The sequence below is a fragment of the Marinospirillum alkalitolerans genome, assembly GCF_045055655.1.
Taxonomy (GTDB): Bacteria; Pseudomonadota; Gammaproteobacteria; order Pseudomonadales; family Halomonadaceae; genus Marinospirillum; species Marinospirillum alkalitolerans.
The window spans coordinates 136323-155979 of the sequence record NZ_JBANFI010000001.1; the positions used below are offsets into that span (position 1 = coordinate 136323).

Annotated in this window: 16 protein-coding genes; 10 read left to right on the top strand and 6 right to left on the bottom strand. The window is 52.5% G+C overall.

Features of this window, described 5'->3' with window-relative positions; all coding sequences use genetic code 11:
* Positions 1–94: 94 nt before the first annotated feature.
* The 7 genes from V6U78_RS00565 (at position 95) to V6U78_RS00595 (ending at position 7710) form a co-directional block, all read left to right on the top strand.
* Positions 95–2008: a methyl-accepting chemotaxis protein gene (locus V6U78_RS00565; protein WP_405336004.1), complete on the top strand. Its 1914-nt coding sequence runs from the start codon at positions 95–97 to the stop codon at positions 2006–2008.
* A gap of 42 nt (positions 2009–2050) precedes the next feature.
* Positions 2051–2380 (top strand): hypothetical protein, encoded by a 330-nt coding sequence (locus V6U78_RS00570; RefSeq protein ID WP_405336007.1) that lies wholly within the window; start codon positions 2051–2053, stop codon positions 2378–2380.
* Positions 2381–2469: 89 nt separating this feature from the next.
* On the top strand, positions 2470–3648 hold the full coding sequence (locus V6U78_RS00575) for an RNA-guided endonuclease InsQ/TnpB family protein (RefSeq protein ID WP_405336010.1): 1179 nt from the start codon (positions 2470–2472) through the stop codon (positions 3646–3648).
* A gap of 75 nt (positions 3649–3723) precedes the next feature.
* The gene (locus V6U78_RS00580; RefSeq protein WP_405336013.1) at positions 3724–5439 is read left to right on the top strand and encodes a response regulator; all 1716 of its coding nucleotides are present in this window, start codon (positions 3724–3726) and stop codon (positions 5437–5439) included.
* A 162-nt stretch (positions 5440–5601) separates the two neighbouring features.
* Positions 5602–5724 carry a hypothetical protein gene (locus V6U78_RS00585; RefSeq protein WP_405336016.1) on the top strand — a complete coding sequence of 41 codons (123 nt, stop codon included), beginning with the start codon at positions 5602–5604 and terminating at the stop codon, positions 5722–5724.
* 96 nt (positions 5725–5820) lie between these two features.
* On the top strand, positions 5821–7122 hold the full coding sequence (locus tag V6U78_RS00590) for a sigma-54 interaction domain-containing protein (protein ID WP_405336019.1): 1302 nt from the start codon (positions 5821–5823) through the stop codon (positions 7120–7122).
* 117 nt (positions 7123–7239) lie between these two features.
* A complete protein-coding gene (locus V6U78_RS00595) occupies positions 7240–7710 on the top strand; it encodes a hypothetical protein (RefSeq protein ID WP_405336022.1) in 471 nt (156 codons plus the stop codon).
* On the opposite strand, the gene V6U78_RS00600 is transcribed toward V6U78_RS00595, so the two are convergent.
* The 3 genes from V6U78_RS00600 to V6U78_RS00610 all read right to left on the bottom strand — a co-directional run bounded on the left by V6U78_RS00600 (position 7707) and on the right by V6U78_RS00610 (position 12442).
* Positions 7707–8114, bottom strand: a complete 408-nt coding sequence (locus tag V6U78_RS00600) for a response regulator transcription factor (protein WP_405336025.1) — start codon at positions 8112–8114, stop codon at positions 7707–7709. The genes V6U78_RS00595 and V6U78_RS00600 overlap by 4 nt on opposite strands.
* Before the next feature lie 12 nt (positions 8115–8126).
* A complete protein-coding gene (locus tag V6U78_RS00605; RefSeq protein WP_405336028.1) occupies positions 8127–10382 on the bottom strand; it encodes an EAL domain-containing protein in 2256 nt (751 codons plus the stop codon).
* Between the two features lie 134 nt (positions 10383–10516).
* Entirely contained in the window at positions 10517–12442 is a 1926-nt protein-coding gene (locus tag V6U78_RS00610; protein ID WP_405336031.1) for a methyl-accepting chemotaxis protein, read from the bottom strand.
* 246 nt (positions 12443–12688) lie between these two features.
* On the opposite strand from V6U78_RS00610, the gene V6U78_RS00615 reads away from it, so the two are divergent.
* The gene (locus tag V6U78_RS00615) at positions 12689–14590 is read left to right on the top strand and encodes a methyl-accepting chemotaxis protein (protein ID WP_405336034.1); all 1902 of its coding nucleotides are present in this window, start codon (positions 12689–12691) and stop codon (positions 14588–14590) included.
* Positions 14591–14705: 115 nt separating this feature from the next.
* Here V6U78_RS00615 and epmA read toward each other — a convergent pair whose 3' ends face one another.
* Positions 14706–15677 (bottom strand): EF-P lysine aminoacylase EpmA, encoded by a 972-nt coding sequence (gene epmA / locus V6U78_RS00620; protein WP_405336037.1) that lies wholly within the window; start codon positions 15675–15677, stop codon positions 14706–14708.
* Positions 15670–16236, bottom strand: a complete 567-nt coding sequence (efp, locus tag V6U78_RS00625) for an elongation factor P (RefSeq protein ID WP_405336040.1) — start codon at positions 16234–16236, stop codon at positions 15670–15672. Before efp ends, epmA begins: the two co-directional genes overlap by 8 nt.
* Positions 16237–16334: 98 nt before the next feature.
* Here efp and epmB point away from each other — a divergent pair, with 98 nt between their 5' ends.
* Positions 16335–17360 (top strand): EF-P beta-lysylation protein EpmB, encoded by a 1026-nt coding sequence (epmB, locus tag V6U78_RS00630; RefSeq protein WP_405336043.1) that lies wholly within the window; start codon positions 16335–16337, stop codon positions 17358–17360.
* Positions 17361–17363: 3 nt separating this feature from the next.
* Positions 17364–18977: a hypothetical protein gene (locus V6U78_RS00635; protein WP_405336046.1), complete on the top strand. Its 1614-nt coding sequence runs from the start codon at positions 17364–17366 to the stop codon at positions 18975–18977.
* A gap of 62 nt (positions 18978–19039) precedes the next feature.
* Here V6U78_RS00635 and V6U78_RS00640 read toward each other — a convergent pair whose 3' ends face one another.
* Positions 19040–19357, bottom strand: coding sequence for a Rieske (2Fe-2S) protein (locus tag V6U78_RS00640; protein WP_405336049.1), 318 nt, complete (start codon positions 19355–19357; stop codon positions 19040–19042).
* Between the last annotated feature and the right edge of the window lie 300 nt (positions 19358–19657).

Genomic DNA, 19657 nt, shown 5'->3' on the forward strand with positions numbered 1-19657 from the left:
CATCTTGTGTAGTGATCTCTAAAATAGCTGTCGAAAATAATCATGATAAGGGATCGCTATGTTTCGCAATATGAGCCTGAAAAAGAAGCTTCTTTTGAGTACGTTCTTATCTGGTTTGTTCTTTCTGACACTGGGTTTGAGCTATGTGATGGTGATCAAAGGGCAGCTGGAAAAAACCGCCATGCACCAGCGTGGCAGTGAGCTGGAGTTGATTTTAAACGAACGCTTGCGCGCAAAAGAAGAATTTGGCTTGGGTTTGGCCGTGATGCTGGCAGATAACCCAAGGCTTAAAAATGCTTTTTTCTCTGGTTTACGTGGCCCTGCTTTACATGAGTTAGAGCGTATCATCGAGACCTTTCGTGAAACGACCAATTATCGTGGCTTGCGTGTGCAACTACACACAGATGATGGGCGCTCGTGGTTAAGAAGCTGGAATCCAGATAACTATGCGGATGACCTACGTTTTCGGCCCAGTATTCAGCTTATGTTGGCTGAACAGCGCCCTTTTGGTACATCAGATGAGGCAGGCCGTGCTGGATTTGCAGTACGTGGTCTCGCTCCTATTGTTGATGCCGGTGATTATCTTGGTAGCCTAGAAGTTTTACAGGGGGTGGGGAGCATCAGCCGCGATTTTGAACAGGACGGCGGTGTTTATCTGCTGCTGTTAGCTGGAGATTTGGTTGAGCAATCCCCAGCCTTGGCCAGCAATCAAAGAATGCAGAATTATATTCTCGCCAATAATCGTTGGTTTAATGAGCGTGCTATCCAATTTGCACAAGGATTAGATCTTGCTGCTTTAGATCAACAAGGCCAGCAACTGACAGCCGATTGGTTTGTCACTCGCGTTGCTGTCAAAGATGAAGCAGGACAAGTCATCGGCATGCATATTATTGGTGAACCTGCGAGTCTCATCCATGCTCAAGTGAAGCAGGCAACACAGATCGCTTGGCTGTTTATCGCTCTGTTGTGTGCATTAGTGCTGGGAATGATCTTGACGATTCTCTGGACAATTCAGCGTAGTGTGGTGCGTCCGATTTCTCGTAGTGTGGCTAAGTTGCGCACGATGGGCAAAGACTTAACTGTGCGTCTCAAACCCGGTGCTGATGATGAGTTAGGCGAGCTACTAACTGCTTTTAATCACCACACAGCGACGTTAAGTGGTGTGATTGGTGAGGTATCGGCAACGGCACAAGATTTGGCTGTTTCTGCTGAGCAGATGATGGAAAAAAGTCAGCAAGGTCGAGAGATGGCACAACAGCAGCGTCAAGAAACAGACCTTGTTGCTTCGGCCAGTAACCAAATGGCGGCTTCTGCATCTGGAATGACCGAGCATGCACAAGCCACTTTGGAGGCGGCAGAAGAAGCCAGATTGAAAACGCAACAAGGGCAAGAGGTGATTGGTTCGACCATTGATGCTATTCAGCAGTTGGCTAACAAGATGAACCAGATGTTGGCCGTTATTGCACGCCTTGATGAAGGGAGTCGTAATATCGGTCAGGTCATTGAAACCATTGCAGCCGTTGCGGAACAAACCAACTTACTCGCTTTAAATGCGGCGATTGAGGCGGCACGCGCTGGTGAGCATGGGCGAGGTTTTGCGGTGGTTGCCGATGAAGTGCGTCAGCTAGCCAGTCGCACGCAAGCAGCAACACATGAAATACAAGCTATCATTCAGCAGGTGCAAACGGCTGCGAGTGATGTTTCACAGGCGATCCATTCTGGAACAGAAGAGGCGCAGCAGTGTGCACAATGGGCCTCTGACGCTGGGCGCTCACTGGATGATATTGCTGAACGTGTCTGCCGCGTGAACACCCGTGGCGAGCAGATTACATTGGCGGCAGCAGAGCAAAGTCAGGTGGCTGAAGAGATCAATGCCAGTATTCAGCGTGTACGTGATCAAGCAGAAACCACTAGCCACAACATGGAAGAGGCGCAGAATCTCAACGATCAATTAGCCCAGCGCGCCCATCAGCTTGAAAAGCTGGTACAGGGTTTTCGCATTGGTTAAGTGCTGGTATGACATTACTGACCTAATAAGAAAGGAGGCACTATGTCACTCGATGCATTAGCTTGGAAGGTGCATACGCAGATTCGGTTATACGATGCGCAGATGAGCCTAGAAAGCGCCTTAGCTCAGTGGCATGCAGTGTCGGCTGTTCCCACTTGCTGCTGCCAAGAGCAGCAGTATTATGTTATAGACCGCTTGCAACTAGAGGCCCTAGCCGCGGAGCAGCCAAGGGCTGCGTTGGGTGATGCTGAATGGCCCGCTTTGCCCTGCTTGGATCAGCAAGAGCCAGTGGCGCGAATACGAGAGTCCTTGCAACGCACTGCACTGCTGGGGTTAACCGACGCATCAGGCCAGTTAGCAAAACCCGCGTAAACCATCGCCCATTCGGGCGGTGATATAAGCGGAGACTGCGTAGCAGTCATGGGTTGTTGCTCATAGAAAAGACTGGCATTATATACAGCATGATCAAAGCTACAAAAGTACGCATTTATCCCACACCTGAGCAGGCGGAATTTTTAAACCGCCAGTTTGGTGCTGTGCGTTTTGCGTACAATAAGGCTTTGCATATCATCAGCTCACAATACAAACGTCATGGCCTGAAATTGAAAGCCAAAAAGGACCTCAAGCCCCTACTGGCCGTGGCGAAAAAGTCCCGCAAGTATCACTGGCTCAAAGATTTTGATTCGATTGCCTTGCAGCAGGCCTGTATCAATCTGGACAAAGCCTTTCAACGCTTCTTTGATCCCAATCTGCCTGCTCGTTATCCGAAATTCAAAAGAAAGCACGGCAAGCAATCCAGCTATCATTGCATGAGCGTTGATTGTGGCAATGACTGGATCAAAGTGCCTAAGCTGAAGCAACCGATCAAAGCGCGGATGCATCGCAAGGTTGAGGGCAAGCTGAAAAGCATCACCTTATCCCGCACTGTGACAGGTGAATACTATGCCTCACTGCTGCACGACGATGGGCAAGAAGCTCCTGTACCCATTCAAAGCCTGAATGAGGATCAAGTGCTGGCTCTGGATATGGGTTTAACGCAGCTCATCATTGACTCCAGTGGCAAGAAAGAACCAAATCCACGCTTTTTGAAGAAAGCCAGTGCTAATCTGCGCCGTAAGCAAAAAGCCTTATCACGCTGCAAAAAAGGCAGCAAAGGCCGGGCAAAAGCGCGACTCAAACTGGCTAAGGCGCATCAGCGTTTGGCAAATGCTCGTGCTGATTTTCAGCACAAGCTGTCTCGAACGATTGTTGACGAAAACCAAGCGGTGATTGTCGAGACACTAAAAGTCAAAAACATGCTGAAGAACAAGAAGCTGTCGAAGCACATTGCCGATGCCAGTTGGTCAGGCTTGATCCAAAAGCTTGAATACAAGGCCAAAGAGCAAGGCAAGCATCTGGTTAAAATTGATCAGTGGTTTGCCAGCTCTAAAACCTGCTCCTGCTGTGGACACAAGCTAGAAGAGCTGTCACTGAACGTGCGCGACTGGCAGTGTCCAGCTTGTTCAGTGAGGCATGATCGAGACATCAATGCAGCCTTAAATATCAAGGCGCAAGGTATTTTGAAATTAAAGGCCGCAGGACTGTCGGTCTCTGCCAATGGAGGCAAGCGTCAATCTGGTCACGCACCAGTTGCTGCCTGAGAAGTTGGAAGCCTCGCCCGTGGCGCTTGAGCGCTAGGGCGGGGAGCGTCACGTTTAAGTCAGGTTCCCCGCGCTGTGCAAGATGTTGGTCTTTTGCATGATCGACTACAAAAAATTCATCATTCAGGTCGTCTGCTGCTGGGTATTCTTAATGATATTCTCGACTTTTCTAAAATAGAAGCCGGCAAGCTGGCGATTCATCCGCAGCCCTTCTTACTGCAAACCTTGTTCGATCAGTTACTGGATTTACTGCATCAGCTGGCAGCACAAAAAGGGCTGGCCTTGCATCTCGATCTCGCGCCGGATCTGGCGCAGGCTTATCGGGGTGATCTCTCTCGTTTGCGCCAAGTGCTGACCAATCTGCTGGGCAATGCCATCAAATTTACTGATCAGGGCGAAGTGCATCTGGCGGTTCATTTGGCACGGTGTGTCAAGAACCAGGCTTGGCTCACCTTTGCTGTACGTGATACAGGTTTGGGCATGACACCTGAACAACAGGAACGTCTCTTTCAGGCTTTTACTCAGGCGGATACCAGCATCAGTCGTCAATATGGTGGTACAGGTTTGGGCCTGGCCATCAGTCAGCGTTTAGTGCAGGCCATGGGTGGAGAGGCCATTCAAGTTCAGAGTGCGCTCGGAGAGGGGGCTTGTTTTTATTTTACGCTGCCTCTCACTCAGTGCTCAGCTGAGGAGGAGCAGGCGTTGTTGCAGAGTCAGGAGCCAGGGCCTGAACAGCTTCCTCGGCTGTGTGGCCATATTTTGCTGGTTGAAGATAACCTGATTAACCAAGAGGTCGCCTGTCATCAATTGCAACAGCTGGGCTTGGATGTCACGCTGGCCGAAAATGGAGCCGAAGCTCTAAAGGCCTTGCACGAAGCTGAATTTGATCTGGTGCTGATGGATATCCAGATGCCGGTGATGGATGGCTATCAGGCCACCCAGGCCATTCGAGCGCAGGGGCGAACCCTGCCCATTATTGCTTTGACTGCGGCGGCGATGATTGAGGATCGTCAGCAGGCCTTGGATGCTGGAATGGATGGTCATCTGAGCAAGCCTCTGGCGATTGAGGAGTTACAGCCACTTTTGGCTCGTTGGTTGCCCTGCTCAGAATCTATGCCTAGCCAAGGGATCTCTCCCGTCGCCTTGCCAGAGGAGGCGGCTCAGACTGCCTTGCCTGATCCTGTTTATGTGGATCATCAGGCAGGCTTGCGCCAGCTACAAGGAGATTTCGCCCTTTATCACCGATTATTGAGCCGTTTTTTAGTGCAGCTTGAGCAGGATACGGCTGATCTCCCTCAGAATTTGGCTCAGTTGGCGACTCCCTTGGATTTTGAGCAGGCACAACAGCGACTTCATGCGCTAAAAGGTGTTGCTGGTAATCTCGCGTTGAAACATCTGGCCGAGCAGGCTGGAGTCTTGGATCAAGAGTTAAGAGCCCGCCAAGCCCCTTCTGCGCAGGCGATTCAAGCCTTTCATGCCAGCTGCGAGAAGACGCGTGCTCAGCTGGCATCCTGGCTAGCACAGAGTGATACGCAGGTCGCTGAACTGCCTGTTGTGCAACCGACCTTGCAGCAGGCTTTGGTGCAACTAGAGCAGGCGATCACACACAATGAGTTTATTGATCTAGCCCCCTTGCAAGCCCTCGCTCGTCAGCTATCGGGCCAGTCGCTTGCTGAATGGGAAGCCGTCTGTGACGCGTTGGATCATTTTGAGTTTGAGCAGGCCGCAGTTCACTTTGCACTCTTGCGCCAGTTTTTAGCCGCGTCTCAGCATGCTCCCCCTCGACGCTAGCCTACTGTCATTTATGTCATGGCTTGATGTCAAATTAGGCGGGTTCTTGAAGGTTGGAAAAGCCCGTCTCTTTAAAAGTCGTTTATTTTCAGTTGTTTACATGTGGGTGTTGGCTGGCATGGGGCTTGCTATAGACAGGTTACACCCCATTAAAGGAGTAAGATGATGTCAATGCCAACTGAATTTGAAACCCTCAATCCTGTGCTCGCGCTGGTGCTGATGTTGGTGAGCCTAGTGATGGGCATCTTCCCTGCCTTGATGCAACTGGGATTGTTGTTGAGTTAGTCAGCAAAAGCCAGTAGATGATCAGCCTGCATCTTGCAGGCTTTTTTTTCGCCACTCGATCGGCTTTAATGACATTTTTGACAGCAGGATGTCCCGATGAGTTTGACTGCCCACCTTCCCGCGCTGCTAGAGGCTTTGAATGCCCCTGCGGCGATTCTTTCCAGCGACTATCGTTTACTGGCCACCAATCAGGCCTATCAGCGGCTGTATGGTGATGGCAAGCCATTGAGCGGTCGTCATTGTTATGAAGTATCTCACGGCTATCAACAGCCTTGTGATCAGGCCGGAGAAGCCTGTCCACTGAAGCTGTGCCGAGAAACGGGTCGCCAACAGCGCTTGTTGCATCAGCATCAAACGGCCACGGGTGAAGAGCATGTCGATATCGAGATGAGCCCACTGTATGATGGAAATGGTCAGCTCATTGGTTATCTAGAGCGCCTTCATCAAGTGCGTGAGGCTCATCCGCAAGCTCAAGCTCAGGGGCTTATTGGTCAGTCTCCAGCTTTTAATCAGATGCTGAGTTGGGTGAGGCGCGCGGCACCTAGTGAGATCAGTGTGCTGTTGCTGGGTGAGACGGGGACGGGTAAAGAGCTGGTCGCGCGGGCTTTGCATCAAGGCAGTCCACGCGCCAGTCAGCCCTTTGTGACCGTTGAATGTTCTGGCCTGCCGGAAACCCTGTTTGAAAGTGAGCTGTTTGGCCATGAAAAGGGAGCTTTTACCGGAGCGCTAGGGCGTAAAGAGGGGTTAGTGGCCGCCGCGCACGGTGGTACGCTGTTTCTGGATGAGATAGGCGAGATCCCTCTATCGCAACAGGTGAAATTGCTCCGCCTGATTGAAACCAAAACCTACCGTAGTCTGGGTGGTATCACAGCGCAATATGCTGATTTTCGTTTGATTTGTGCAACGCATCGAGATTTGGCGGCGCAGGTGCGCGCCGGAGCCTTTCGAGCTGATCTTTACTATCGCATTGCCGCCTTCCCGATTGAGCTGCCCAGCTTGGCCGAACGGCGCGAAGATCTGCCGCTACTGATCCAAGCCTTGCTACAGCGCCTACCCAACGGCAAGCAGGCACAATTGAGCGCGGCGGCTTTGGCGGCTCTGGCTGACTATGCGTTTCCTGGCAATATTCGCGAACTGCGCAATCTGCTTGAAAGAGCGCTTTTGCTCGCCGATGGTGGTGAGATCGATCTTCCGCATCTGCCCTTGGACCTCCAGCGAGGCTGCACAGATAAAGCGCAGCCCCTTTTACCTCACCAGCCTGTGCCTTTAAAAGAACTCGAGGCCCATTACCTGGCACGTCTTGTCAAGCAGACGTCCTTGGATCGCGCGGCATTAGCGCAAGCGCTCGGCATCAGTGAACGCACCTTGTACCGTAAGCTCAAGGGATTGAAGCTTTAGCCACTTTTTATCCCTTTTTCTCAAGCGGCTTAGATCGAGCGGTTTATCTTGCCTTTGTTCGGCTTCTTCCATAGTATTTAGCTAGAATGTAATTCTATATCACTTAAGGAGAGTGGAATGAACCTGAAAAAAGCCCTATTGCCCCTCGTACTTGCTGCGGCCGTGGCCCTGCCTTTGCAAGCCTCTGCAATGACCCACAGTATCAGTACGGATTTGGTGCGTCTGGTTGATAACAATATGGACAACGGCATGTTTAACCTCTATTGGCAGGGGTCATTAAGTCGTAATACGGCGATACGTGCAGGCTATTCTACTGGAGACGACCTGAGCATTGTCGATGTGACCTTTAAGGGCTATATCGATCGTTATCATCAAGGCGCTTTTTATGAGGCTGGCTTGACTTGGTGGGATGGTGATCGAGATGATGATATTGGCTTTATGGCTGCACTCGGTTACGAACGCACTCTCGCACCTCACTTTGTACTCGGCGGATCGGTACAAGTGGTCGCAGGGATCAGTGAGGAAGTTGCACAAAGAGCCGAAACACCCTTCTTTCTGCCTAGCCTCTACATCCTGTTTGCTTTCTAAGAAGTTGGCGCCACTCTCTCTGGTGACTGGCGCTTTTGATAAGCCTTCAAGATTGCGCTTTTTAACTGCAAGCCAGTAAAGGGCTTGAGCAGATAGCCATCGGCTCCAGTTCTAATGGCTTGCTGAACTTCGCTGGCCTGGCTCACTGCGGTCACCATAATCACGATGGTGCTGGCGCGGATGGTTTTAATGCTGGCCAGCGCATCTAATCCGCTGACTTCGGGCATATTAATGTCCAGGCAGACAATATCAGGCTGATACTGTTTGACCTTTTCAATGGCTGATCTCCCGTGGCTAGCTTGCCCGATGACCTGATAGCCTTGATCCTTGAGCAGTTCACTCAATAGCTCGCAGACCATAGGCTCATCATCAACAACCAGAACACGTAAGTCTTCCGTTTTCACACACAGGCTCCATTAAAAAGAAGAGGATGGGGGCGATTCAGCTTCAGCAAAGAGTTGGGCTAAAGGCACAGGGCGACCGATGCCAAACCCCTGGGCATGTTGGACCCCTAGCTTTCTGAGCCATGCCAGCGTTTCTTCGCCTTCGACAAATTCCGCAATGGTTTGCAGCCCCAAGGCCTGAGCCACAGCGCAGGTTCCCTTCACCATTGCCTGATCAACCTCACTTTGAGCAAGATGGCGAATAAAAGTGCCATCGATTTTCAAATAGTCAAATTGAAAGGACTTGAGATAGTCGAAGGTTGCTAATCCAGTCCCAAAATCATCCAAAGCCACACTGGCACCCAAGGCGCGCAGGGCCTGAATCTGCTGAGCGGCATCTTCAGTACGATGAATACGTTCACTCTCGGTGACTTCAAAGCTGATTTTAGAGGCTGGCACTTGAGTGCGCGCCAAGAGCGTGCGGATAAAGGGTACCAGCTCTAGATCAGAGAGCGAAGCACCGGAGAGATTAATAGAGCATTTATGCGTTCTGGCCAGCCAATCAGGATGCTCAGCCAGATGTTCTAGGCTATGGCTAATCACCCAGCGATCGATTTCCTGCATATAACCAAAGCGCTCGGCAGCAGGTAAGAACTCGATCGGTGACAGCAGCTCGCCAGCAGGAGAAACCATGCGCAGCAGGATTTCATAGCTGAGCCCCCTGCTCTGTCCGCTGAGATCCTGAATGGGCTGTGCAAAGAGACGGAGTCGATTTTCAGGCAGTGCCTGTTTAAGTGCTTCAAACCGACGGTTCAATATCTGGCGCTCTTGCATCAGCTCTTGGCTGGATAAGGCGATCAGTAGGCGTCGGTTGCGCTGGCGTGCTTCTAATGTGGCTTGATGACAGGCTGCCAAGTAGCCAGCGGGTGTCTCGATCTGTCCATCCAAAGGCAGGGCCCCGAGTGCAATACGAATGCGTGTGGAATGCTGCTCGCTGATATAGGTCTGATCATTCAGTTGATCATACAGAGGATCGAGTGCTGCCTTGAGCGACACGCTCTCCTCAGCTTGGACTAACAGTAGATAGCGCCCTTGTGCCAAGCGAAACTGCTGCATATCGGCGCGTCGCCATTGGCGCAGTTGGCTGGCGAGTTGGCGTTCGAGTTCATGGGCTCCCTCAAAGCCCATCTGATCGGCCAGCTCTTCAAAATCGAGGAGATCGATATCCACCAGCCATGTCGAGTGAGGTTGAGAGAGGATCAAGCGATTCAGTGCCTGGATGAGTTCGCGCTCGTTACCGAGGCCGGTCAGATAATCCTCACGCGCTTGACGGCGAAAGGAACGTAGCAGCTGATTACGCTCAATGTTGACGGCTGCAATCAGCTGAGCCATGACAACCATACCCGCCACTTGGGTCAGCATTCTGATCAAGCCTTGAATATTCTCGATCTGAGTCACCCCGCCCCAGCCACGCAGTGCAAAAGCAACAAAAAGTGCCACAAAAACAGGCAGCACGAGAGCAAGGGTCTCGCTGCGTGCCACCATGACGAGCCAGCAGAGCAGTGGGAAAAAACTATAGGCGAGGGCGGTGGCATAAAGCCGCTGTCCTTGACTTTCCAGTAAAAGGGTCGTCACCGCTGCCAAGAGGGACACTGCGAGCCAGGTTAACAGTTGAGGCTGGCGAAGATCGGCCATGACTCGCCCAATAAAGCGCCTTTGGCTCATCAGGATGAGCAAAGCAAGTGGGGTGAAAAGAATCAGACCAAGGGCTTCAAAGCCCCAATAAAGCAGCCAAATATCATACCAGGCAAAGTGTTGAGCTGTGGGCTGCGTGAGCCAGAAGCCAAGAGCACCACCGGCTGAGACTAGTCCACTGCCGAGCAGAGCGCCCCGAAAATACAGCCTGAGTACCAGTCGACGTGTGAAGTGCCGCAGTTCTTGGGCATCGATATCACGGATCCAGTAGGCAGCAAGCCAGGAGCCCAGTGCCATGCTGCCACTGAAGAGCAGTGCAAACAGCCACGGCGCCTGCTGCCAGAATAACGACCAGATGAGTAAGGCGGGCAAGCAGGTATAGAGCACGCGTGAGCCGTAGACCAGTAGCGCTCCCAAAAGCAGGCCAGCAGGCGGCCAGATGACAGAAAAAGCCTGTTCTGGCAGCGTAAAAAAGCGCGAGACTTCGGCACTGAAGACCAGTAAAGCGGCCAGCACAACCAGCTTGAAGGGTGTTGCCTCGCGCAGAGGTGCGAGTGCCATCTGAGCAGGGCGATGTGTCAGCGTCTTCAGCATAGGGCAGGTTTCCTCTCCGTGGAGGTCGATTGACAGGGGATGTCAGGCTTCAGCTGAATTTCAACATAAAAAGCAGCGCATCTCACGTTTTATCCGCGCGAGATAGGCTGCTTGTTGGAGAGATGTCGCCAGCGCTAGACTTTAAAACGCTTCACTAGATTCTGGAGCTGCTGTGCAACTTGATTCAGTTCAGCGCCGCTGCTGGCAACATCAGATGCGGCTAAGCCAGTCGCGCCACTGAGTTCGACGATACGCTCTAAATTACGGTTCAGCTCATCCACTGTCGCGCTTTGTTGTTCGGTTGCTGAGGCGATCTGAATATTCATACCTTCAATATTGTTGATCGCGTCAGTGATCGACGCGAGCGCATCGCCAGCAGCCTGTGCATCATCTGCTGTCTTTGCTGAGCGCTCGTTGCTGGAGCGCATAGCATTCACGGCGACTGTAATTCGGTTGCGTAGCTGATCTACCGTAGCCTGGATCTGCTCTGTGGATTCATGTGTGCGTGCCGCGAGGGTGCGTACTTCATCAGCTACCACGGCAAAACCTCGGCCCGCTTCCCCAGCGCGTGCGGCTTCAATCGCGGCATTCAGTGCCAGTAGATTGGTTTGCTCAGCAATCGCTCGAATCACGTCCATGACTTGGCCTATCTGCTCCCCCGACTCTTGGAGTTTTTCAACTTCAGCCGCTGTTTCGGTGATGATGGCGGCTTGTTGCTGAATAGAGCTCACCACAGTTTGAACACGAGTGGATCCTGTTGTTGTTTCTTCGCCACCTTGCTGTGCGGCTAAAGAGGCATCCTGAGCATGACGGGCGACCTCTTCAACCGTGGCGACCAGTTCATTCATGGCCGCGGCAATCTGATCGACCTCACCTTGTTGATGCTGCATGTCATGGCCCATGCTCTGACTGGCGGCCTCTACCTTTTCTGCATTCAGCGTCAATTCGTGTGCGGTATGGGTGATATCACTGACTAGTTGACGAATACTGGCGATAAACTGGTTAAAGGCATCGGCCAGCTGACCTAACTCATCACGACTGGTGACAGGCAGTTGTTGTGTTAAATCAGCATCACCTTCGGCAATATCCTTCATCCGCGCAACCATGCGTTGGATAGGTTTCACCTGCTGCTGAGCCACCAGAGCAATGACCAGCATCAGGATGAGTAGTACGGCCAGAATCACCAACACGATTTTGGTCAGTAAGGCTCGTGTGGTCGCGGTAAAGGTGTCACTGGGTACTGAGACACCAATGCTCCAGTTGGGTGTTTGTGGAATGGGGTGCCAGATCATGGTCATCGGCTCGCCTTGCAGATTCAGGATACTGCCCATGCCAGATTCACCGCGAATCATACGTCGGCCATGCGCATCCAGTCCTTGATAACCTTGACGGTCTGCATCGGTGACATTGATTTGCATCCGCGCGGCCGGTGTTGGATGGGCCACCAACATGCCGCTGCCATCAACGACCCAGCCGTAGCTGCCTTGGCCCATCGCTAGGCTGCCAACAATATTGGAGAGCTCCTCCATCGAAAGAGAAATCCCCATCATGCCGATGCGCTCACCTTGAGCATTGCGCACCACTTCGGCAATCACCGCCACCGGCTGCTGTGTGGCGAGAGAAATAATCGGGTTGGTGAGCACGCGATCATAACGGCCACGAACCACGATATCTTGAAAATATTCGCGGCTCGCGATGCTGGCATAGTGGCCATTATGAATCACCGCATCACCTTGGCGATTCGCAAAAAACAGGGATTCAACTGCGGCATCACCAGCCTGTTGATGAGCGAGCCAGGATTCGATTTCGTTTAGGCTAGAAGCCTGCTGTAGCTCCTGAGCTGAGGCCAGTGCTCTGAGCCACATACGATAACCCTCAACCCAACGTCCTACCTCGGCCCCTCGTGCTTCAACTTGGCGGCGACTGCCATCTTCAATCATCTGTGGCACGCTGCTATTGAGTTGCTGCGTCACTAATGTACCCAGCAATAAAAATCCGATAAGAAGCGGAAGTAAAATTGTGAGCAAGAGGCGTTGTTTCATGGAGAGCTGTGCAAGCATGGGGCGGGCTCCTAAATAAAAGGGGATCATCATTATTGCGCCTTTATATTAGCATGCTGCAAATACGAAAATCGATGGATTCTTACCTCTAGGTCTAGTTAGTCAGACTTTAGTCGTGAGCAGGGGAAAAGTCTCTGTGTTCTCTTTTGTGACTGGCATAATAACCCTTGTCATAAAAAGGTCATTTTATTCGAGGGTGATCTTTAAACGTTCGTAAGCTTCGATGATTGGAAAAGGATGACAGGAATGTGGATCGCTAGCTTGAGTGTCAGTCGTAAATTAATGCTGATTTTCTTTGTTTTGCTTTTTGCTGTGAGCGCCTCCTTAGGTGCGCTTGCGATTTGGCAATCAACGAAAGCCGTTCATGAGCAGGTCGAGCAGGGGCTGGTGAATATTGCCCACAATGCCGCTGAGGTAGTGCAAAGTCGCATGCAGATGCATCTGGCCAGTGTCAGTGAGTTAGCACGCCACCCAGATCTGCTCACCTTGTCTGATGCCAGTTTGCACGAGTTAACTCAGGCTACACAGCGCTTGGGGTATCTGGGTATGGGATGGGTGACGCCACAGGGTGTAGCGCATTATCCAGAAGGCAATACGGCGGATTTAGCCAGCCGTGACTATATTCAGCGCGCGCTGGCAGGTGAGGCCAATGTCTCGGATGTGATCATCAGTCGCGTCATTAATAAGCCGGTCATTATGCTGGCTGCCCCGATTCGTGATGCGTCCACACAGCGTGTGCAGGGGGTGTTGATCGCGCGTCTGGATGCCACTTTTCTCAGCCAGCTCACAGAAGATCTGGGCTTTGGTACGCAAGGCAGTGCGGTGATGGTGAATGCCCGTGGTCAGGTGATTGCCAGCCCAAGGCCTCAAGAAGTGCTGGAGCAAATGAATTTAATGGATGATCCAAACCCTGCGCGTGCGGCAGCGCTGGATACTTTATTTCGTACGCCAGATCAGCTTGTCGAAGTGCCTTCCACTGCTGGTTTGAGTCTGGCCAGCAGCCTCACGATTCCCGGAACCAGTTGGAAACTGGCGATCACGGCACAAGCAGATGAGGCTTTTGAGCGCCTCCATGGGCTGAAAACGCTCTTTATTCTGGTCTCGATGGCTGCCTGGGCGCTGAGTTTGCTGCTCGCCTGGTGGTTTAGCCGTGCTTGGGTCATCCGGCCTTTGCAGCATATTCAGGCGATTGCACATCAGATCGAAACCAGCGGTAATCTCACTTTACGGACGCAGGTGCAAGGTCAAGATGAGCTGGCCGCAACAGGCACAGCACTCAATGATATGGTGGCCCGTTTTCAACAGCTGATTTCACGCCAAAGCCAGTCCACTCATGAGCTGCTGGCTGCTGCCGAGCACTTGGATCAAACCAGCAGCCTGTTATTAACAGCGAGTGATCAGCAGGCTGAACATACTAATCAGGTGGCGGTGGCTCTAGAGCAAATGAGTACAGCCATTCGCGAGGTGGCGCAAAATACCTTGCGTGCTTCGGACAAAGCCGGTGCCGCAGCAGAAGAGGCCCAGTTTGGGCAGCAACAAATGCAACAAAGTCAGCAGGTGGTCTTTGGGCTGGATGATCATATTCAACAGGCGGCGCAATTGGTTGAGCAGCTCAATAGCAATACCACAGAGGTCGATCAGATCCTCACGATGATTAGTGAGATTGCAGAGCAAACCAATTTGCTGGCCTTGAATGCCGCAATTGAGGCCGCGCGTGCTGGAGATCATGGTCGAGGTTTTGCTGTGGTCGCTGATGAGGTGCGAACGCTCGCCAGTCGCTCGCACACGGCCGCAGCGAGTATTCATGACAAGATGCAGGCTTTTCGGACCGAAGCTGAGCAAGCCTTGCTTTCAATGCGCTCCTGCACCGATTTTGCGCAGCAAAATAGCCAAGGGGCAGAGCAGATGGGGCAGCTTCTAGCACAATCTGCTGCGCATACCGGAGAAATTTTGAGTCTGAATCAACAGATCGCGAGTGCAACAGAGCAGCAAACGCTGGTTGTTGATCAGCTAGGTTACACGGTCCAGGATTTGAGCTTGGGGATAGATCAAGTCACCCATAAGGCGCGAGAAACAGCACAGGCCTCAGATGCTTTGAAAAAGCTGGCTGCAAGCCTGCGTCAAGACAGCCAAAGGTTTCATGTCTAAACATCCCCATGAGTAGACTCAGGGGCTTCTTGTGCCATTCAGGTGAGGCAGGCGAAGAGTGTTCGGCTTGGCAACAGACCGCTCAATAGGGTGGCCCGCAGTGACTTAATGCAGGTCAACAACGCTGTACGCTAAAGGCTTGGGTGGCATCTAAAGAAGCAGTGTTGCAAGCAAGCATCACCAAGCGATCAAAGCCCAAGGCAATACCGCTGCATTCAGGCAGACCGGCCTCAAGTGCGGCGAGCAGATGTTGATCCACTGGTACGGCGGGTAAGCCGAGCAGAGCGCGTTGCTGTTGATCGGCGTGAAAGCGCGCCGCTTGCTCTTGTGCTGAGGTCAGTTCCTGATAGGCGTTGGCGATTTCGATCCCATTGATATACAGCTCAAAACGCGCTGCCACGGCATCGCCTTGCGCATCTTGATGAATCTGTGCCAGTGCAGCCTGGCTGGCAGGAAAGTCATACAGCACCACCCTCTGGCCTTGAAAGCTAGGCTCTATCTGATGGCTGATGAGCAAATCGAGGCAGCCATCGCGATCCAGTTGCTGGGCATCAATGTCTGAGCAATGATGTGCAGCATCGCGCAGCGCTTTAAGACTGGCTTGAAAAGGATCAAGCCCCAGTGTGGCCACAAAAGCTTCACGATAAGTCAGACGACGATAAGGGGCGGCCCCCAGTAGTTGATCCACCAGCGCGCAGCATTCAGCTTCTAGTTCTGCCAAAGTCCAGCCTGGGCGATACCATTCCAGCATCCAGAACTCAGGATTGTGCCGCCAGCTGATTTCACCATCACGAAAGCAAGGCCCCAGCTGATAGATCGGACCACTTCCACTCGCCAACAGGCGCTTCATGAAAAATTCAGGGGAGGTTTGCAGGTAGAGGGTGACAGGTTCAGCAAGGCCGCTGAGCTGGGTACTTAAACTGGCAAGATGCGCATCTGTGCTGCCGCCACGTCCTAAAATCGGCGTATGGACTTCGAGCACCTGGCGCTGAGCAAAGAAATCACGGACCGCCGTAGTCAGCTGAGCGCGTTGCTGCAAAACCGCCAGAGTTGCCCCTGGCGGCCAAGCAAGGACAGACTTAGGCACGGCTGACGTATTCGCCGGTACGCGTGTCGATCTTCAGCAAATCGCCTTCGTTAACAAACAGAGGAACACGCACAACGGCACCTGTTGGGAGCTTGGCTGGCTTGGAGCCACCTTGTGCTGTGTCGCCTTTCAGGCCGGGATCCGTTTCTTCCACTGGCAGAATAATAAAGTTGGGTGGGGTGACGTTAATCGGCGCACCGTTGTACAGGGTGACAGTGTAAACTTCCTGCTCTTTGAGCCATTTGGTGCTCTCGCCCATAGCTTTGGCATCGGCACCCAGCTGTTCAAAAGAGCCGTCAGTTTTCATAAAATGCCAGAACTCACCATCGCTATAGAGAAACTCCATATCGACTTCCATGACATCCGCACCTTCTACGCTGTCACCGGATTTAAAGGTTTTTTCGCCGACGCGGCCAGACATCAGGTTACGATACTTCACCCGCGTAAAGGCTTGACCCTTGCCTGGCTTGATGTGTTCGATATCGATCATCGAGCAAGGATCGCCATCCAGCATCACCTTCAGGCCGCCTTTAAATTCGTTGGTTGCAAAGTTCGCCATAGTTTCTTCTCTTTCAATAGATAGGCCACAATCTCGCGGGCAGCTAAGGTGAGCGCACCAGAAGCCCTGCTAAGACCACAATAGGAATACAGCCGCTTATGATACTCAAAAGCCACGCTTCGCTCCACTGGCGTGAACAGCTTAAACAGGCCATTACCCAAGTCGACCAACTGGCTGAGCGCCTTACGCTGGACCCCCAGGCTTTAGCGGCGCAGATCCATCCACAGGCACAAGCAGGGCATTTTGCACTCAAGGTGCCGCAGGCCTTTGTGGAGCGTATGCAGCCTGGGCGCTTGGATGACCCCTTGCTCTTGCAAGTCTTGCCACTGAGTGCCGAGCTGGAAACGCCAGAAGGCTATGTGCCAGACCCGCTACAGGAGCAGGCTTTTAATCCTCTGCCAGGTTTGATTCATAAGTATCGCAGTCGGGTGTTGTTGACGATTACCGGGGCCTGTGCACTCCACTGCCGTTACTGCTTTCGGCGTCACTTTCCTTATAGTGATAATCAGCCGGGGGGGCAGCAGCGCGAGGCGATTGTGGATTATTTGCAGGCTCATCCTGAAATCAATGAGGTGATTTTATCTGGCGGTGATCCGTTGAGCAGTCCTGATGCGCACTTGGCGCGTTGGATGGCCACATTGGATGCGGTGCCCCACATCAAGCGTCTGCGTTTGCATACCCGTTTTCCGGTGGCGATTCCAGAGCGAATCGATGATGATCTGCTGGCTTGGGTGAAGAGCACGCGCAGTCAGCTGGTCTTTGTACTGCACATTAATCACCCGCAAGAGCTCGATGCGCGTTTGATCGAGCGTCTTCAGGCGTTGCGCGCAGCGGGCGTCACGCTACTCAATCAAAGCGTGCTCTTAAAAGACATTAATGATTCTGCGCTGGTGCTGGCTGAATTATCGGAAAGACTTTTTGATGCAGGTGTTCTACCCTATTATCTACACTTGTTAGACAGAGTTCAGGGTGCGGCACATTTTGCCTTATCGCCCACTGAGATCGAAACCCTTTATCAACAACTGCTCAGTTGCCTGCCGGGTTTCCTGGTCCCCAAATTGGTGCGTGAGCAGCCAGAGCAGCCGAGTAAAACGCCTCTCGGTTGGCCCTTTTCAACGAGATAAAGCATGACATTGATTCCTGTTGCCCTGCCACCTCTGGTGCTGACCCAGTTGAGTGATCTTGAGTCGAATTTTGCGGCGCTGCAAACCTGGCTTGCAGAGCAACCCTTGGCTTATCCGCAAGGGGTCGCCCCAGCCTTAGCGGGGCTATTGACAGAGCTCAATCAGCTGCAGCTTGCTGCACCAGAGCGAGTGCGCTGGCTGGATGCATTGCGCCATACCAGTCAACAGCTTTTGCCTTTGCTGACAAGAGCCAAGGATGCGGCTGTTGCGCAACGCCTTGAGCAAGGTCTGCTGACAGGGTATCAGCGTGCAGTGAATGATCTGCTGGCGATGCGTCATCAACTGGCTGCGCGTGAGCTCGCCCAGTTGCTCTTGCCAAGCCTTTATCGTTGTTTGGAGCTGCCCAAATCCTTGTTGGTGCGCAGCTGTTTACATGCCCTGCCGTTAAGTGATGCTTTTTGGCAAGAATTGCAGGTCTTTTATCAGTTGGCTTGTCAGAGTCGCTTACAAAATCATAGTGTGCAGACGAGTGCCCCTGCTTCTTGTGAGGCAGCTTATATTCATCTGCTGGTACTGGGTTTGATTCAGCCTGAAAATCTGCGTGCAGATGAGCTGCTCGTGGCTGTTGACTGGTTGGGGCGTGCCACGCCGCTGATCAAAATGACCCAACCGGTTCAGGCTGAAGCTGTTTTTGTGGCCTTGGCACAAGAAGGATATCGTCCTCAGCGGCGCGTTATGGTACAGCCAGAAAAAGGCTATCAGCTGCAGACAGAGGCGCTTGCGGCTCTGCTAGCGCGTCATCTGAGTCAAGAGGCGCATGAGGGGCGTCTTCCAGCGCGCGTTCAGCAGCATTTATGTGCTTGCTTAAGTCCGCCAACAGAGCGCGGAGCTCCCCGTTTGAGTGTGACAGGCGTACTGGAAATCAGCCTGGGCTGGCGGGCGACGCATCTTTGCTGGCAGGATCAAGCGCCCTCAGCTCCAGCGCTCAGCCCAAAAAAAACTAATCCCTTTTTGGCATTAGCTCTCGATGATGACGATCCTTGGGGTGCTGCTGCTGACGTGGCTGAAGCCGGATTCGCAACGGGTACAAGCACATTAAACTGGGTTAAAGAAGGGCAGCCGGAGGCACCATCTGCACAAGCCGCTCAGTTGCATTTGGTCCATAAGAGCAACACCAGTGCGACGGGATATGGCCTCATCTGGCCCAGCGGTGACTCACCTGCTTTACTACGCAGCGGCGAGCTGGTGGGGGTCAAAGAAGCAGAGGGTTGGCAGCTGGGTGTGATTCGCTGGGTCAAACCGCGCACCCAGCACCAAGAGTTTGGTGTTGAGCTATTAACCAGTCGTGCTGTGGCTTGCGAAATCAAGCCCGCGCGCTCTTTTGATCAGGCCGTGAGCTGGCAGCCAGGTTTTCTGATACCTGCGTTGCCTGTGCTGGGGATTGCTGCCAGTGTGCTGGCGCCGCGCCTGAGTTTTCATGAGGGGATGCGGATTCAGCTGCAGCAGCCCCAAGGCCAGCAAAAAGCCCAGTTGGTGGAGCTGCTGCGCGCTTATGGCGAGTTTAATCAGTTTCGCCTCGACCACCTGAGTCAGCCGATGCGTATTGGTCTTGTCTGATGCTGAGTATAAGTTGAGCTGATGCTCCCTTGGCAGCTTGGGTCAGCGGGATGAAGGTCGATCTAATCCAGAGGTTGGATAAAAATACGCCCTTCTTCTTCTTTGACGCTGTAGGTTTCCAAGTCGGTATAGGCAGGTGGCGTGAGCGCTTTTCCGGTGCGTAGACAAAAGCGTGCACCATGACGGGGACAGACCAAAAGGCCATCGCCTTCAATGCAGCCGCCTTCAAAACTGCGCCCATCGTGGGAGCAGGCATTTTCAACGGCATGAACAGCCCCTTGCAGACGCGTCAGTAAGACTTCATCTCCCGCGCTGGTGGTGCAAATCAGTAGCTGGCCTTCTGCTAACTCAGTGGTAGTGGCTAGGGATTCCCAGTTCATTATCTTCCTCATCGAGTAAAAGTGTATTCTGGCATGTTTTATGCTGGATGGCTGCATTAAGCTAAAAACCTGCCTTTAGTCAGGTTGTTGGCTGCTGAAAAGTCAGTGCTTTTGAAGTCCTGGTCGATATTCTTATTTCTTTACTGAGCTATAGCAATAATGGTGATGAAAATTGAAGAGGCCTTGTAGAGAAAGCATTGCAATTTTGAAAAGCCTTGGTTAAGGTTTGGGGGCGAAAGAATTCTGACTCGGTTAACCCCTTGGAAAATAACCGTCAGATGTATCCTTAGGATTCATCCA